This is a genomic window from Streptomyces similanensis (assembly GCF_039543625.1).
Taxonomy (GTDB): Bacteria; Actinomycetota; Actinomycetes; order Streptomycetales; family Streptomycetaceae; genus Streptomyces; species Streptomyces similanensis.
In genome coordinates this window covers 62386-76883 of the sequence record NZ_BAABKC010000011.1, presented here as the reverse complement: position 1 = coordinate 76883, position 14498 = coordinate 62386, and the positions used below count along the sequence as shown (strand labels likewise).

Here is a 14498-nt window from a genome sequence, read left to right as displayed (position 1 = left end):
CACAGGAAGAGGTCGGCGGGCGCGCCCGAAAATTCAGCGCAAAGCGAACATCCTCGAATGTCGAGGCCATGGTCTCAGATCGGCAGGGTGACCCGCATCACGAGCCCTCCCCCCTCACGCGGCTGGGCCGAGATGTGGCCGCCGTGCGCCCGCGCCACCGAGCGCACGATGGACAGGCCGAGACCGACTCCCTTGTCGCTGCCGGTGCGTTCGGTGCGCAGCCGCCGGAACGGCTCGAAGATGTTGTCGATCTCGTACGCCGGCACGACGGGACCGGTGTTCGTGACGACCAGGACCGCCTGTCCGCGCTCGGTGTCCGTGGTGACCTCGACCCAGCCGCCCTCCCGTCTGCCGCCACCGCCCTTGTTCGGAGGCGCTTCGCGCTGCACCCCCTCGTCGGCCAGGTTGTAGCGCACGGCGTTCTGCACCAGGTTCAGCGCGATCCGCTCCAACAGGACGCCGTTGCCCTGGACCACCGCCGGCCGCCGCTCGCCGCGGATCTCGACGCCCTTGGCCTCCGCCTCGCCGTGCACCTGGTCGATCGCCTGCGAGGCGACCTCGGCGAGGTCCACCGGCTTGCGCTCGACGATCTGGTTGTCGCTGCGGGCGAGCAGCAGCAGGCCCTCCACGAGCTGCTCGCTGCGCTCGTTGGTGGCCAGCAGGGTCTTGCCGAGCTGCCGCAGCTCCATCGGCGCGTTCGGGTCGGAAAGGTGCACCTCCAGCAGCGTGCGGTTGATCGCCAGCGGGGTGCGCAGCTCGTGGGAGGCGTTGCCGACGAAGCGCTGCTGGGCGGTGAAGGCCCGCTGGAGCCGCTCCAGCATGTCGTCGAAGGTGTCCGCCAGCTCCTTCAGCTCGTCGTCCGGGCCGTCCAGCTCGATGCGCCGGGACAGGTCGGAACCGGCCACCGCCCGCGCGGTGCGGGTGATGCGGCCCAGCGGCGCCAGCACCCGCCCCGCCATGGCGTAGCCGAAGGCGAAGGCGATCACCGCGAGGCCCAGCAGGGCCAGCAGCGAGCGGCTGAGCAGGCTGTCCAGGGCGACCTGGCGCTGGTGGTCGGTGCAGGCGCTGATCGCGGCGTTGAACTCCGACAGCGACAGGTTGCCGTTGTTGACGCCGGGGCAGTCGTTGCTGGCGACCTTGAGGTTGCTGAAGTCGAGGATCTTGAACAGCGGCTGGTTGCCGGTGCGCAGGGCCTGCGCGGCGAGCAGATAGATGATCGACAGCAGCAGGATGCCGGCGATCAGGAACATGCCGCCGTACAGCAGCGTGAGCCTTATGCGGATGGTCGGGCGCAGCCACGGGAAGGGCGGGTCCGGCCTCCTGGGGTCCCAGGTGGGCTTCGGCGGGGCCTGGGGCGGCGCGGGGGTGGCGGCCACGGCGGGTCAGATCCGGTAGCCGGAGCCGGGCACCGTGACGATCACCGGGGGTTCGCCGAGTTTGCGGCGCAGCGTCATCACGGTGACGCGCACGACGTTGGTGAACGGGTCGGTGTTCTCGTCCCAGGCCTTCTCCAGCAGCTGTTCGGCGGAGACGACCGCGCCCTCGCTGCGCATGAGGACCTCCAGGACCGCGAACTCCTTGGGGGCGAGCTGAACCTCCTTGCCGTCGCGGAAGACCTCGCGGCGGTTGGGGTCGAGCTTGATCCCGGCGCGCTCCAGGACGGGCGGCAGGGGGACGCTGGTGCGCCGGCCGAGGGCGCGCACGCGTGCCGTCAGCTCGCTGAAGGCGAACGGCTTGGGCAGGTAGTCGTCGGCGCCGATCTCCAGCCCCTCGACGCGGTCGCTGACGTCGCCGGACGCGGTCAGCATCAGCACCCGGGTGGGCATGCCCAGTTCCACGATCCGGCGGCAGACGTCGTCGCCGTGCACGAGCGGGAGGTCGCGGTCGAGGACCACCACGTCGTAGTCGTTGACGCCGATGCGCTCCAAGGCGGCCGCACCGTCGTACACGACGTCGACGGCCATGGCCTCCCGGCGCAGTCCGGTGGCCACCGCATCGGCGAGCAGTTGCTCGTCCTCGACGACGAGTACGCGCACGTCGCTTGTCCTTCCTGTGTCCGCCCGCGCGGCGCCGTTCGGGCACGCGTGGGCAGGGTTCTTCATGGGTGTGTGCGTCCATCCTGCCCTTTTCGGCCATAAGTCGGCTGTAAGCCGGGGAGACGCCCGCCGGGGGCGCGGTGCGCGGTCGGCGCGGGGCGCGGCAACGGAGGAATTTTTTCTCGCGCGGGCGAGGTTTTGCCGCGAGGAAGGCTGGGGAGGACGGCTTTACACCCCGCGATCACGCTCTGCATGTGCCGCACCACCATGCGGTACATGGCAGTCCGCTTCCGCAGAGCGGGCGTGGGTGTCCGGCACCGTCGCCGCCCGCACGGCAGCGCTGGGCACCTGCGGGAGACGTGATCGCCCCTTCCCGACGGCACACCCCCGTGCCACCGACCCACGACCCAGGACGAGGGGGCGCAGCATGGACGCATTCACCGCAGGACTTCTGCAGCGCATAAAGGCGACCGAGTCCGACATCACGCGGGCGCGCGACGAGGGCGACGACTTCCTCGTCGACGTGGAGCTGGCCGAACTCGACGACCTGCGCCGCCTCGCCGCCGAGCACGGTGTGGAGGTCGGCATGTCCGGCGTCTGACCGGCCTGTACGCGAACCGGCACGAAGAGCGGGACCCCGGCGAATCCAGCGCCGGGGTCCCGCTCTTCGCCTTGCCCGTCCGTCCGCGTTCACTCCGCTCCGGGCGCGGAATCCCACCCTCGCCGGGCGCGGGGCCTCGTTCAGTCGTGCCAGGCGCCGAAGTCCTCCAGGAGTTCCTGGAGCGGCTCGAAGACGCCGGGTGAGGCGGCCAGGGTCAGTTCGCCCGAGGGGCGCTCTCCGGGGCGGCCACCGGTCACGGCGCCCGCCTCACGGGCGATCAGGTCCCCGGCGGCGTAGTCCCACGCGTGCAGACCGCGCTCGTAGAAGGCGTCGAGGCGGCCGACGGCCACGTCGCACAGGTCGATCGCGGCGGAGCCACCGCGCCGGATGTCGCGCACCAGCGGGATCAGCCGCTGGGCGACGGCGGCCTGGTGGGCGCGGACCTCGGCGACGTAGTTGAAGCCGGTGGAGACCAGGGCCTGGTCGAGCGGCGGCGCGGGGCGGCAGGCGAGCTTGCGCTCACCGGCCCAGGCGCCGGTGGCCCAGGCGCCGCGGCCGCGTACGGCGTGGAACGTCTCGTCGCGCATCGGCGCGGTCACCGCCGCCACGACCGGCTCGCCGTCCTGTTCGGCGGCGACGGAGACGGCCCAGGTGGGCAGCCCGTAGAGGTAGTTCACCGTGCCGTCCAGGGGGTCGATCACCCAGCGGATCCCGCTGGTGCCCTCGGTGGCGGAGCCCTCCTCGCCGAGGATCCCGTCGTCGGGGCGCCGGTCGGCGATCAGGCCGGTGATCAGTTTCTCGGCCGCGAGGTCCATCTCGGTGACCACGTCGATCGGGCTCGACTTGGTGGCGGCGACGGTCAGATCGGCCGGGCGGCCGTCGCGCAGCAGTTCTCCCGCGCGGCCGGCGGCCTGGAGGGCGAGCTGGAGCAGTTCCGTGTGCAGGGCGTCGGTCACGGTGTTCCTCACGCGTAGGGGCTGTCGGCGCCCGCGGCGGCGGGCCGGGCGGTGCGGGCCGGGCAGCAGCCCACCGGGCAGACGTCGTGGTCGGCGCCGAGGGCGCCCAGGGCGCACGGCGTGATCCGCTGCCCGCGCTCGACGGCGGCGCGTTCGGCGATCAGCTCGCGGACGGCGGCGGCGAAGCGCGGGTCGGCGCCGACGGTGGCCGAGCGGCGCACCGGCAGGCCCAGTTCGGCGGCCTTGGCGGTGGCCTCGGTGTCGAGGTCGTAGAGGACCTCCATGTGGTCGGAGACGAAGCCGATGGGGGCCATCACGACGGCCGGGACGCCGGCCGCGTGCCGCTCCTCCAGGTGGTCGCAGATGTCGGGCTCCAGCCAGGGGATGTGCGGGGCGCCGGAGCGGGACTGGTAGACGAGCTGCCAGGGGTGGTCCACCCCGGTGCGCTCGCGGACCGCGTCGGCGATCAGCCGGGCCACGTCGAGGTGCTGGCGCACGTAGGCGCCGCCGTCGCCGTGCTCCGGCGCCGGGCCGGAGGTGTCGGCGGCGGAGATCGGGATGGAGTGGGTGGTGAAGGCGAGGTGCGCGCCGGAGCGGACGTCCTCGGGGAGGCCGGCCAGGGCCTCGACCACGCCGTCGATCATGGGTTCGACGAAGCCGGGGTGGTTGAAGTAGTGCCGCAGCTTGTCGACCCGGGGCGGCTCCAGTCCCTCGGCCCGGAGGGTGGCGAGCGCGTCGGCCAGGTTCTCGCGGTACTGGCGGCAGCCCGAGTAGGAGGCGTAGGCGCTGGTGGCCAGGACGAGGACGCGGCGGCGGCCGTCGCGGACCATGTCCCGCAGGGTGTCGGTGAGGTAGGGCGCCCAGTTGCGGTTGCCCCAGTACACCGGCAGGTCCAGGCCGTGGGCGGCGAAGTCCTCGCGCAGCGCCTCCAGCAGGACGCGGTTCTGTTCGTTGATGGGGCTGACGCCGCCGAACAGGAAGTAGTGCTGTCCGACCTCCTTGAGGCGTTCCTTCGGGATGCCGCGCCCGCGCGTCACGTTCTCCAGGAACGGGACCACGTCGTCCGGCCCCTCCGGGCCGCCGAACGAGAGCAGGAGCAGGGCGTCGTACGGGGTGACATCGAGCGCGTCGGGCATGGTCCCGATCCTGCCACCCGGCATCGACGGCCGAGCGCCCGACCCGCGACCGGTGGTGCGCCGGGGACGGCCGACCCGTAAGCTGTATCAGCTTCCTTCGCGCCTTACCGGACCACCGGAGACGCCCTACCGGACCCGGAGAACCTGTGCCCAGCCCGTACCGCGCCCTGTTCGCAGCTCCCGGCTCACGGGCGTTCAGCGCCGCGGGATTCCTCGGCCGGATGCCGCTGTCCATGATGGGCATCGGCGTGGTCACGATGATCTCCCAGCTGACCGGCCGCTACGGACTGGCGGGGGCGCTGTCGGCGACCATCGCGCTGGCCGCCGCCGCGATCGGACCGCAGATATCCCGGCTGGTGGACCAGTACGGGCAGCGCCGGGTGCTGCGGCCGGCGACGCTGGTGGCGCTGTGCGCGGCGGCCGGGCTGCTGCTGGCCGCGTACTTCCGGTGGCCGGACTGGGTGCTGTTCGTGTGCGCGGCGGGGATCGGCTCGGTGCCGTCGCTGGGGGCGATGGTCCGGTCGCGCTGGGCGGCGGTGTACCGGGGGACGCCGCGGCTGCACACCGCGTACTCGTTCGAGTCGGTGGTGGACGAGGTCTGCTTCATCTTCGGGCCGATCGTCTCCATCGGGCTGTCGACGGCCTGGTTCCCGGAGGCGGGACCGCTGCTGGCCGCCTGCTTCCTGGCGGTGGGGGTCTTCTGGCTGACCGCGCAGCGGGCCACGGAACCCGAGCCGCATCCGCGCGGGCACCAGGGGGCCGGCTCGGCGCTGCGCTCGCGCGGCCTCCAGGTGCTGGTGGCCACCTTCGTGGCGACCGGGTCGATCTTCGGGTCGGTCGACGTGGTCACCGTGGCCTTCGCCGACGAGCGCGGCCACAAGAGCGCGGCCAGTGTCGTGCTCGCGCTGTACGCGGCCGGCTCGTGCACGGCGGGGGTGCTGTTCGGTCTGCTGCGGCCGTCCGGTGCGCCCGGCCGCCGCTGGCTGCTGGGCATCTGCGCGATGGGCGTGAGTATGATCCCCCTCCTACTGGTCGGAAACTTGCCGTTTCTGGCCGTGGCGCTGTTCGTTGCGGGCCTGTCCGTCGCTCCCACCATGATCACGACGATGGCCCTCGTCGAAGAGCACGTACCGCGCGCGCACCTGACCGAGGGCATGACCTGGGTGAGCACCGGCCTGGCGGTCGGGGTGGCGCTGGGCTCGTCGGTGGCCGGCTGGGTGATCGACGCGGCCGGCGCGCGCTCGGGGTACGGGGTTCCGGCGGTGTCCGGGGCCGTCGCGGTCGCGGTGGGTTTCCTCGGGTACCGCCGGCTGAGCAGGCCGGCTCCGGGTCGGGGAGGCTCCGTTGGGCAGCAAGACGAGCGCGAAGAGCGGCACGTGGCGTAACTGGGGCGGCAACGTCCAGGCCCGCCCCGCGCGGGAGGTCGCTCCGGCCTCGGTGGAGGAACTCTCCGCCGCCGTGCGCAGGGCCGCGGAGGACGGCCTGAAGGTGAAGGCCGTCGGTACGGGGCACTCCTTCACGTCCATCGCCGCCACCGACGGCGTATTGATCCGTCCTCAACTGTTGACGGGCATCCGCACCATTGACCGGGACGCCATGACGGTCACGGTGGAGGCCGGCACCCCGCTCAAGAGGCTCAACCTGGCCCTGGCGCGCGAGGGACTGTCCCTCACCAACATGGGCGACATCATGGAGCAGACGGTGTCCGGGGCGACCAGCACCGGCACCCACGGCACCGGCCGCGAGTCCGCCTCGATCGCCGCCCAGATCCGCGGCCTGGAGCTGGTCACCGCCGACGGCACGGTGATCGCCTGCTCGGCGACCGAGAACCCGGAGGTCTTCGCGGCCGCCCGAATAGGGCTCGGCGCGCTGGGCATCGTGACCGCGATCACCTTCGCGGTGGAGCCGGTCTTCCTGCTCACCGCCCGCGAGGAGCCGATGCCCCTGGACCGGGTGCTCGCCGAGTTCGACCAGCTGTGGGCAGAGAACGAGCACTTCGAGTTCTACTGGTTCCCGCACACCACCGGCACCACCACCAAGCGCAACAACCGCAGCGCGGGCCCCGAGCAGCCGGTGGGCCGGCTGGCCGGCTGGGTCGAGGACGAACTGCTCTCCAACGGCGTGTTCCAGGTGGCCAACTGGGTCGGGCGCGCGGTGCCCGCCACCGTCCCGGCCATCGCCCGCCTCTCCAGCCGGGCGCTGTCCGCGCGGACGTACACCGACATCCCGTACAAGGTCTTCACCTCGCCGCGCCGGGTGCGCTTCGTGGAGATGGAGTACGCCGTGCCGCGCGCCGCACTAGGCGACACGCTGCGCGAGCTGAAGACGATGCTGGACCGCTCCGGGCTGCGGGTGAGCTTCCCGGTGGAGGTGCGCACCGCGCCCGCCGACGACATCGCCCTGTCCACCGCCTCGGGCCGCGACAGCGCGTACGTCGCCGTCCACATGTTCCGCGGCACGCCCTACCAGCGGTACTTCACCGCCGCCGAGCGCATCTTCACCGCGCACGAGGGCCGGCCGCACTGGGGCAAGGTGCACACCAGGGACGCGGAGTACCTCGCCGGCGTCTACCCGCGCTTCGGCGAGTTCACCGCGCTGCGGGACCGGTTGGACCCCCAGCGCCTGTTCCAGAACGACTACCTGCGGAGGGTGCTGGGGGCGTAGCGGACGCGCCGGGGGCGGGGGTCGTGCCGCCGCCGGCGCCCGACGAACCGTCCGCCGTTCCGGCGCCGCCGGTCGGCGTGCCGCCGCCCGGTGTGCTGCTGTCCGTTCCGGCTCCGCCGTCGCCCTGCGCGCCGGTCCCCGTGCTCGCGGAGGCGTCGGGAGTCGGGGCGGGGGTCGGCGCCGTGCCGCCGCCGGGGCGGTCGGAGGGGGCGCCGCTCGGCGACGTGCCGCCCGACGCGCCGTCGCCGGCCGTCGCGCCCGGGGTCGGTGACGTGGCGGGGTCCGGCGTGTCGTCGCCGGGCGACGGGGCGGCGTGCCGGCCGGTGACCGCGTCGCCGACCGTCGTGCCGTGCCCGCCGCTGAAGCTGTTGCCCGACATCGTCTCGTACACCGTGATGCCGCCCATGGTGACGCCGAAGACGAGGGCGGCCCCGAGGATCGGCCGCTTCCAGCTCTTGACGCGTGCCCGGTAGACGGTGCCCCGGGAGAACTCGCCCGGCAGCGGCGCGGTCCGCTCGGCGGGCGCGGTGGCGCGCGGTTCCGCCGGGACGTCGGTGGAGCCCGGCCGGGTGGCGACGGCCACCGTGCGGATCTGCTCGCCGGTGCGCCGGAAGAAGTGCTGGAAGACCGAGCCGCCGCAGGTGGCGATGACGCTGACGACACCGGCCCCGAGGATCGTGCCGTAGACGCCGAAGTACGAGGCGAGCTTCGCGGCCACCACCGCCGCCACGGCGCTGCCCGCGACCTGGGCGGCGTTCAGCTCCAGCCGCCTCTTCCTTCCCTCCTCCCCCGCACTCGACACGACACCATTGCCGGGGTTGTCGGGCTTTTCTCGCATACCCGGACCTTGCCTGCCTCTCCCGTACATCGGCGAATCTTCGGGACGTGATCGACCCACTGCACGAGAAAGGGACGTATGGACGAAACGGTTAGTTCCGTTTCTGGCGATTCCGTGAAGTACGCCACGTTCATGATCGATAAATCCGGTCAGGGACGGTCAAGTCCCGTCCCCGGCCAGAAGTTGGCCGCGCGCCAATCCACGCACGTGGTCCGAATGGAGTACTGTTGCGAGCCCTGGGGCCGGTCTCCCGCCAGGGTGTCCGGGACCCGTCTGGACCGCCGGGAGGGGGCTGGTTGCACAGGGTGACGCGGTTGGTCACTTAGCGTTGCGAACAGGTAACCGTGCCATAACGGCGTTCCAGGGCCCGTGCCCGACACGCCGGGCAACTCGGCAAGGTTGTGGCAGGCTGCACCCGGGCAGGCCACACTCGACTAGCGGAAGCAGCGACGCACGTGACGTCGGCAGGCACCACCCGGGAGGTCCCCATGCCCGAACTGCGTGTCGTGGCCGTCTCCAATGACGGCACACGGCTGGTGCTGAAGGCTGCGGACAGCACGGAGTACACGCTTCCGATCGACGAACGGCTCCGTGCCGCCGTGCGCGGCGACCGTCCCCGCCTCGGCCAGATCGAGATCGAGGTGGAGAGCCATCTCCGCCCCCGCGACATCCAGGCGCGGATAAGAGCGGGTGCGACCGCGGAAGAGGTCGCCCAGCTCGCCGGCATCCCCGTCGACCGGGTCCGGCGCTTCGAGGGGCCGGTGCTGGCCGAGCGCGCCTTCATGGCGGAGCGGGCCCGCAAGACCCCGGTCCGCCGCCCCGGCGAGAACTCCGGCCCGCTGCTCGGCGAGGCCGTCCAGGAACGGCTGTTGCTGCGCGGCGCCGAGAAGGACACCGTCCAGTGGGACTCCTGGCGCCGCGACGACGGCACCTGGGAGGTCCTGCTCGTCTACCGGGTCGCGGGCGAACCGCACTCGGCGAGCTGGACGTACGATCCGCCGCGGCGCCTGGTGCAGGCCTTCGACAGCGAGGCGCGCGCCCTGATCGGCGAGTCCGACGACCTCGGCGCGCCGGAGCCGAGCTTCCCGTTCGTGCCCCGCATCGCCCGGCTGCCGCGCGACCGCCCGCTGGACCGCGAGCCCCGCGAGCGGGACCGTCCGGCGCTGCCCGCACAGGGCTCCGAGCCGGCCGAGGAGAGTGCGGGCGAACGCGACTCGCTGACCAGCCTGCTGGAGGCGGTGCCGAGCTTCCGCGGCGATCTGGTGGTGCCCGAGCGGGCGCCGGAGCCCGCGGCGGAGTGCGAGGAGGAGGCGGAGCTGGAGGAGCCGCCGGCCCCCGCGGCGTCCGCGGGCGCCGGGTCGGCCTACGCGGACGTCCTCATGCCCCGCTCCGTCGGCAGCCACCGCGACCGCCTCGTCGGGGCCACCGACCGCCAGGCCGAGGCGGACGGCGTCCGCCCGGGCCGCCGGGCCGCCGTCCCGAGCTGGGACGAGATCGTGTTCGGCACCCGCCGCAAGAAGCAGGAGTAGCCCCGCAGAGCGGTTCCCGCAGGGGCGGGGCGACGGTGGGCGTGGCCGGGCCGCGGTGATCATGCCGTACGGGTGTGCGGGTCACCGCCGTCGGCCGCCGCCCCGCGTCTCGCCTCACCTCGCCGATCGAGGCGGTACCGCGTGTGTCGGGCCATGTGTGTCAGGGGCCGCTCCCGTAAGGGACGGCCCCCTGCGCGTGTCCCCGCTACCGCGGGTCGGGTCCCACGGCCACCGGCCGGGCCGGGTCCGAGGACCACTCCGACCATGAGCCGACGTACAGCGCCGCCGGGATCCCCGCGACGGCCAGCGCCAGCACCTCGTGCGCCCCGGAGACCCCCGAGCCGCAGTAGACGCCGACCTCCTTGCTGTCGCCCGCGCCCAGCGCCCCGAACCGGGCCCGGAGTTCGGCCGCGGGCAGGAACCGGCCGTCGGGGCCGACGTTCTCGGTCGTGGGCGCGGACACCGCGCCCGGGATGTGGCCGCCCACGCGGTCGATCGGTTCCACCTCGCCCCGGTACCGCTCCCCCGCCCGCGCGTCGAACAGCAGCCCGGAGAACGCCAGTTCCCCGGCCGCGTCGGCGTCCAAGAGCGGCACCGCGCCCGGCGCCGGCGTGAAGTCGCCCTCGGCGGGCTCGGGCACCGCCGTCTCCAGCTCGCCCTCCCAGGCCGCGAGGCCGCCGTCCAGGACCCGCACGTCCGCATGACCCGTCCAGCGCAGCAGCCACCAGGCGCGCGCCGCCGCCCAGCCCTGCCCGCCGTCGTACACCACGACCGGCCGGTCCGCGCGCACTCCGGCGCGGCGCATCGCGGCGCCGAACTCCGCGACGTCGGGCAGCGGATGACGGCCGGCGCCGCCCGGCGCCGAGGCCAGTTCGCGGTCCAGGTCGACGAAGACGGCACCGGGGACGTGCCCGGCCGCGTGGGCGGCGCGCCCGTCGAAGGGCGGCTCGCCGGCCGCCTTGGCCACGCTGAGCTGCCAGCGGACGTCGAGCAGCACCGGCGGGTTGGGGCTCGCGAGGGCGGCGGCCAGATCGGCCGCGGAGATGATGGCGTTCATGGTCACCATCCTTGCGCACGGGGTGGCCCCGGCGCCCGGGTGCGGCTACTCTGCACGGCCGCGGGCCCGATCACGAAGGGTACGAATCCGGACACGCGCCGTACGGGCGATCGACACCCGCCGGCCGATGCGCCGCGACGGACGGGACACCGCCGGGAGCACGCTTCGGGCGGCCCCTCCGCCCGACGGGCGCGGGGCGTGTGCCGGACCCGCGGGCCCGGCGCGATCCGAACGACGGGCCATGGAGGCCGGGAAGAGGATGACGATGACCGAGGCAGCGGAGTCCGCCGACGACAGTGGACACGGACCGGCCGGACGCCGGGCGGGCACACCGTGCTGGGCGAGCCTGATGGCCCACTCCGTGTCCGTCGCCCAGGCGTTCTACGGGGAGCTGTTCGGCTGGGAGTTCCGGCCCGGCCCCGACCGGCTCCGCCCCTACGCGCGGGCCGTGCTGGACGGCCGGGACGTGGCCGGGATCGGCCGGCTGCCTGCGGACCTGCCCCTGCCCGTCGCCTGGACGCCGTATCTCGCCTCCGCCGACGTGGACCGGACGGCCGAGACGGTACGGCGGTGCGGCGGCACGATCGGGGTGGGGCCGCTGGAGACCGGCGGGGCCGGGCGGCTGGCGATCGGCTCCGACCCGTCGGGCGCGGTCTTCGGCCTCTGGCGGGCACCCGCGCGCCGGGACACGGATGCGGGCGGCGCGCCCGGCACCCCGGTCTGGCACGAGCTGCACACCTTCGAGACGGCGAGCGTCGCCAAGTTCTACACGAGCCTGTTCGGATACGAGGCCGAACGCCGGGACCCGCAGTCCGGTCCGCCCGCGGACCACGTGACGCTGTCCCTCGCCGGCCGCCCGGTCGCCGCGCTGCACGGCGCGGGCGCCGACCTGCCCCGCGACCGGGGCTCGTACTGGCTGACGTACTTCGCGGTCGCCGACGCCGACGCCTCCCTCGCCCGTCTCACCGCCCTCGGCGGCCGTGTCCTGACCCCGCCCCACGACACCGCCCACGGCAGGGTGGCGACGGCGGCGGACCCGGAGGGGGCGCGGTTCGCGCTGCTGGCGACGGCGCGTTGAGCGGCGTACCGCGACGGGCAGGGCGACCGCGCGGGTGCCGTAGGCGGACGGGCCGCGCCGGTCAGTGCGGGGTGACCGGCAGCACGTCCGGGGACAGGGCCGCCGCGCGGGCCGATGCCGCGGTCATGCGGCGGCGGTGGTGGCGGCGGCACAGCACCTCGTAGCCGATCTCGTCCGCCGAGCGGGTCACATCGCCGACGACGACCTGGGCACCCTCCACCACCATGACGCCGCCCACCGTCCGGGCGTTGTGGGTGGCGCGGGCGCCGCACCAGCACAGCGCCTCGACCTGGAGCACCTCGACGCGGTCGGCGAGTTCGACCAGCCGCTGGGAGCCGGGGAACAGCTTGGAGCGGAAATCGGTCGTGATGCCGAAGGCGAAGACGTCGATCTCCAGGTCGTCCACCACGCGCGCGAGCTGGTCGATCTGCTCGGGCGCGAGGAACTGCGCCTCGTCCGCGATGACGTAGTCGGCGCGGCCGCCCCGGGAGAGCCGGTCGACGAGATAGGCGTACAGGTCCACGCCGTCCTCGACCTCCACCGCGTCCGTGACCAGGCCCAGGCGCGAGGACAGCTTGCCCTCGCCGGCCCGGTCGTCGCGGGTGAGGATCAGGCCGACCAGACCGCGCGCCGAACGGTTGTGCTCGATCTGGAGAGCCAGCGTCGACTTCCCGCAGTCCATCGTTCCGGAGAAGAACACCAGCTCGGGCATGGGAGGTCGGGCACCTTTCGGCGGAGTGGGGGAAGGTCGGTGAGGCGGGGCCGCGCGCGGTAGCGCGTCAGGAGCGTACTTCGAGGAGGGGCACGAGCTGTTCGGCGGGGGTCATCGAGCCGTGGTTGCCGACCATCGAGGACTCCTTCGGCTCCCGCTCGGAGGCGATGAGCAGCACGTCGTCGCGGGCGGCGGCGATCACGTCGCCGAGTCGTCCGTGCACGCGGTCGTCCACCCGCGGCCCGAACCAGCCCGCCGCCACCGCCTCGTCCCGGGAGGCCACCCAGAACTGCTCGCCGAGCACCTCGCGCCAGCAGGTCAGCACGTCCCCGGCGGCGCCCGGCACGGCGTACACGTGCCGCGCGCGGCCCTCGCCGCCGAGCAGGGCGACGCCGGCGCGCAGCTCCCAGTCCTCGTCGAAGTCGATGCGGTGCTGCTCGTCGAACGGGATGTCGACCATGCCGTGGTCGGCGGTGACGTACAGGGCGCTGCGCTCGGGCAGCTGTTCGGCCAGGCGCTGGACCAGCCGGTCGACGTGCATGAGCTGGCCGCGCCAGGTGTCGGAGTCCACGCCGTAGCGGTGTCCGGCGCCGTCGAGCTCGGAGTAGTACGTGTAGACGAGGGCGCGGTCGCCCGCGGCCAGCTGCTCGGCCGCGACGTCCATGCGGTCCTCGCCGGTCAGCCGGCCCAGGAACGTTCCGCCGGAGAGGGCGACCTTGGTCAGCGGGGTGTTCGCGAAGGTCGGCGAGGACACCTGGGCGCTGTGCACCCCGGCCCGCTGGGCCAGCTGGAAGACGGTGGGGTACGGCTGCCAGGCGCGCGGGTCGGTGTACGGCTGCCAGCGCAGCTGGTTCATCAGCGCGCCGGTGGCCGGATCGCGCACCGTGTAGCCGGGCAGGCCGTGGGCGCCCGGCGGCAGGCCGGTGCCGACGGAGGCCAGCGAGGTCGCGGTGGTGGCGGGGTAGCCGGCGGTGATCGGGCGGCCGGTGCCGCCGCGCGAGCTGTCCAGCAGGGAGGTCAGGAAGGGCGCCTCCCCGGGGTGCGCGCGCAGCTGCTCCCAGCCGAGCCCGTCGATCAGGAAGACGCAGGCGCGGTCGGCCGGGGTCAGCTCGGGGATGGCGGCCGTCATGTCGGGCACGCCCATGCCCGCGGCCAGCGTGGGCAGCAGGTCGGCGAGGGAGCCGGAGCCGTACGCGGGGACGGGCGCGGAGGCGACGGCGAGCGGCTCGGGGTGGCCCCAGGCGGTGGAGAGGGTCATCAGCGAGTGACGTCCGCTGTGGCCTCGGAGACGGCCTGGGCGAAGGCGAGGGTCTGGCGCACCGTCTCGGGGCCGTCGCCGGCCTCGCTGACGCGCAGGCTCAGGTCGTCCGCCGTCGAGTTGCCCGTGTAGCCGTGGTCGGCCTCGCAGTTGGGGTCGCCGCAGGCGGCGGGCTCCAGGTCGATGCGCGAGACGGCGCCCCAGCCGATGGTGAGGACCACTTCGCGGGGCAGGGTGCCCGGCGTGTACTGCTCGGGGTTGGCGACCATCCGGCTGACCACGACCGACGAGATCCGGCCGATCTTGACCGACTCGGTGGAGGTGGTGGCGTAGGGCGTCGGGGAGGTGGTGTCGGCGGCCTGCTCGTCGGTGTGGCTGACGATGAAGCGGTTGCCCGTGAGGACGAGCACCGTCACATGGCGGCGCACCTCGTTCTGGTCGAAGGTGGTCTCCTGGTGGACCAGGTACGACCGGATGGGCTCGCCGCCCACGGCGGCCTCCACCGCCTCGGCCACGAGAGCCGGGTAGTAGCCGCTGCGTTCGATCGCCGCCCGCAGCCCCTGGGTCGTCGTACTGGTCTTGGCCATGCCGTCCATCCTACGGGGGCGTACCGACTGCGAGGCACCGCTGCGC

The 14498-nt window shown here is 73.6% G+C and carries 14 protein-coding genes; 5 read left to right on the top strand and 9 right to left on the bottom strand.

Going from position 1 to position 14498, the window contains the following annotated elements; translation table 11 throughout:
- Positions 1-74 precede the first annotated feature (74 nt).
- Together ABEB07_RS03640 and ABEB07_RS03635 are read right to left on the bottom strand one after the other, a co-directional pair.
- Positions 75-1376, bottom strand: coding sequence for a sensor histidine kinase (locus ABEB07_RS03640; protein ID WP_176150844.1), 1302 nt, complete (start codon positions 1374-1376; stop codon positions 75-77).
- Positions 1377-1382: 6 nt separating this feature from the next.
- Positions 1383-2036 carry a response regulator transcription factor gene (locus ABEB07_RS03635; RefSeq protein ID WP_009191109.1) on the bottom strand — a complete coding sequence of 218 codons (654 nt, stop codon included), beginning with the start codon at positions 2034-2036 and terminating at the stop codon, positions 1383-1385.
- A 427-nt stretch (positions 2037-2463) separates the two neighbouring features.
- Between ABEB07_RS03635 and ABEB07_RS03630 the strand changes: the two genes are divergently transcribed.
- Entirely contained in the window at positions 2464-2637 is a 174-nt protein-coding gene (locus ABEB07_RS03630) for a hypothetical protein (protein WP_176150843.1), read from the top strand.
- Between the two features lie 140 nt (positions 2638-2777).
- Here the strand turns inward: ABEB07_RS03630 and ABEB07_RS03625 are convergent, their stop codons facing one another.
- Together ABEB07_RS03625 and ABEB07_RS03620 are read right to left on the bottom strand one after the other, a co-directional pair.
- Positions 2778-3593 carry an inositol monophosphatase family protein gene (locus ABEB07_RS03625; RefSeq protein WP_176150842.1) on the bottom strand — a complete coding sequence of 272 codons (816 nt, stop codon included), beginning with the start codon at positions 3591-3593 and terminating at the stop codon, positions 2778-2780.
- An 8-nt stretch (positions 3594-3601) separates the two neighbouring features.
- Positions 3602-4729, bottom strand: a complete 1128-nt coding sequence (locus tag ABEB07_RS03620) for a ferrochelatase (protein WP_345666983.1) — start codon at positions 4727-4729, stop codon at positions 3602-3604.
- 146 nt (positions 4730-4875) lie between these two features.
- On the opposite strand from ABEB07_RS03620, the gene ABEB07_RS03615 reads away from it, so the two are divergent.
- Both ABEB07_RS03615 and ABEB07_RS03610 read left to right on the top strand, forming a co-directional pair.
- Entirely contained in the window at positions 4876-6114 is a 1239-nt protein-coding gene (locus tag ABEB07_RS03615; protein ID WP_345666982.1) for an MFS transporter, read from the top strand.
- On the top strand, positions 6074-7393 hold the full coding sequence (locus ABEB07_RS03610; protein WP_345666981.1) for a D-arabinono-1,4-lactone oxidase: 1320 nt from the start codon (positions 6074-6076) through the stop codon (positions 7391-7393). Before ABEB07_RS03615 ends, ABEB07_RS03610 begins: the two co-directional genes overlap by 41 nt.
- Here ABEB07_RS03610 and ABEB07_RS03605 read toward each other — a convergent pair.
- The gene (locus ABEB07_RS03605; RefSeq protein WP_345666980.1) at positions 7317-8231 is read right to left on the bottom strand and encodes a hypothetical protein; all 915 of its coding nucleotides are present in this window, start codon (positions 8229-8231) and stop codon (positions 7317-7319) included. The two genes, ABEB07_RS03610 and ABEB07_RS03605, sit on opposite strands and share 77 nt — an antisense overlap.
- Before the next feature lie 488 nt (positions 8232-8719).
- Between ABEB07_RS03605 and sepH the strand changes: the two genes are divergently transcribed.
- Positions 8720-9760, top strand: a complete 1041-nt coding sequence (gene sepH / locus ABEB07_RS03600) for a septation protein SepH (protein WP_176150837.1) — start codon at positions 8720-8722, stop codon at positions 9758-9760.
- 205 nt (positions 9761-9965) lie between these two features.
- Here the strand turns inward: sepH and ABEB07_RS03595 are convergent, their stop codons facing one another.
- Complete coding sequence (locus ABEB07_RS03595) at positions 9966-10817, bottom strand: sulfurtransferase (protein WP_345666979.1); 852 nt, start codon at positions 10815-10817, stop codon at positions 9966-9968.
- Between the two features lie 265 nt (positions 10818-11082).
- On the opposite strand from ABEB07_RS03595, the gene ABEB07_RS03590 reads away from it, so the two are divergent.
- Positions 11083-11895, top strand: coding sequence for a VOC family protein (locus ABEB07_RS03590; RefSeq protein ID WP_345666978.1), 813 nt, complete (start codon positions 11083-11085; stop codon positions 11893-11895).
- A 61-nt stretch (positions 11896-11956) separates the two neighbouring features.
- On the opposite strand, the gene ABEB07_RS03585 is transcribed toward ABEB07_RS03590, so the two are convergent.
- The 3 genes from ABEB07_RS03585 to ABEB07_RS03575 all read right to left on the bottom strand — a co-directional run bounded on the left by ABEB07_RS03585 (position 11957) and on the right by ABEB07_RS03575 (position 14461).
- The gene (locus ABEB07_RS03585) at positions 11957-12607 is read right to left on the bottom strand and encodes a thymidine kinase (protein WP_164583134.1); all 651 of its coding nucleotides are present in this window, start codon (positions 12605-12607) and stop codon (positions 11957-11959) included.
- A gap of 67 nt (positions 12608-12674) precedes the next feature.
- Positions 12675-13865 (bottom strand): alkaline phosphatase family protein, encoded by a 1191-nt coding sequence (locus ABEB07_RS03580; RefSeq protein WP_345666977.1) that lies wholly within the window; start codon positions 13863-13865, stop codon positions 12675-12677.
- Positions 13865-14461, bottom strand: a complete 597-nt coding sequence (locus ABEB07_RS03575) for a DUF5998 family protein (protein ID WP_164583138.1) — start codon at positions 14459-14461, stop codon at positions 13865-13867. Before ABEB07_RS03575 ends, ABEB07_RS03580 begins: the two co-directional genes overlap by 1 nt.
- Between the last annotated feature and the right edge of the window lie 37 nt (positions 14462-14498).

Bases quoted from the DNA above. Each gene is read 5' to 3' on its own strand.
- ABEB07_RS03630 (WP_176150843.1), top strand. From the start codon at position 2,464: ATGGACGCATTCACCGCAGGACTTCTGCAGCGCATAAAGGCGACCGAG.
- ABEB07_RS03620 (WP_345666983.1), bottom strand. From the start codon at position 4,729: ATGCCCGACGCGCTCGATGTCACCCCGTACGACGCCCTGCTCCTGCTC.
- ABEB07_RS03605 (WP_345666980.1), bottom strand. From the start codon at position 8,231: ATGCGAGAAAAGCCCGACAACCCCGGCAATGGTGTCGTGTCGAGTGCG.
- sepH (WP_176150837.1), top strand. From the start codon at position 8,720: ATGCCCGAACTGCGTGTCGTGGCCGTCTCCAATGACGGCACACGGCTG.
- ABEB07_RS03595 (WP_345666979.1), bottom strand. From the start codon at position 10,817: ATGAACGCCATCATCTCCGCGGCCGATCTGGCCGCCGCCCTCGCGAGC.
- ABEB07_RS03590 (WP_345666978.1), top strand. From the start codon at position 11,083: ATGACCGAGGCAGCGGAGTCCGCCGACGACAGTGGACACGGACCGGCC.
- ABEB07_RS03585 (WP_164583134.1), bottom strand. From the start codon at position 12,607: ATGCCCGAGCTGGTGTTCTTCTCCGGAACGATGGACTGCGGGAAGTCG.
- ABEB07_RS03580 (WP_345666977.1), bottom strand. From the start codon at position 13,865: ATGACCCTCTCCACCGCCTGGGGCCACCCCGAGCCGCTCGCCGTCGCC.
- ABEB07_RS03575 (WP_164583138.1), bottom strand. From the start codon at position 14,461: ATGGACGGCATGGCCAAGACCAGTACGACGACCCAGGGGCTGCGGGCG.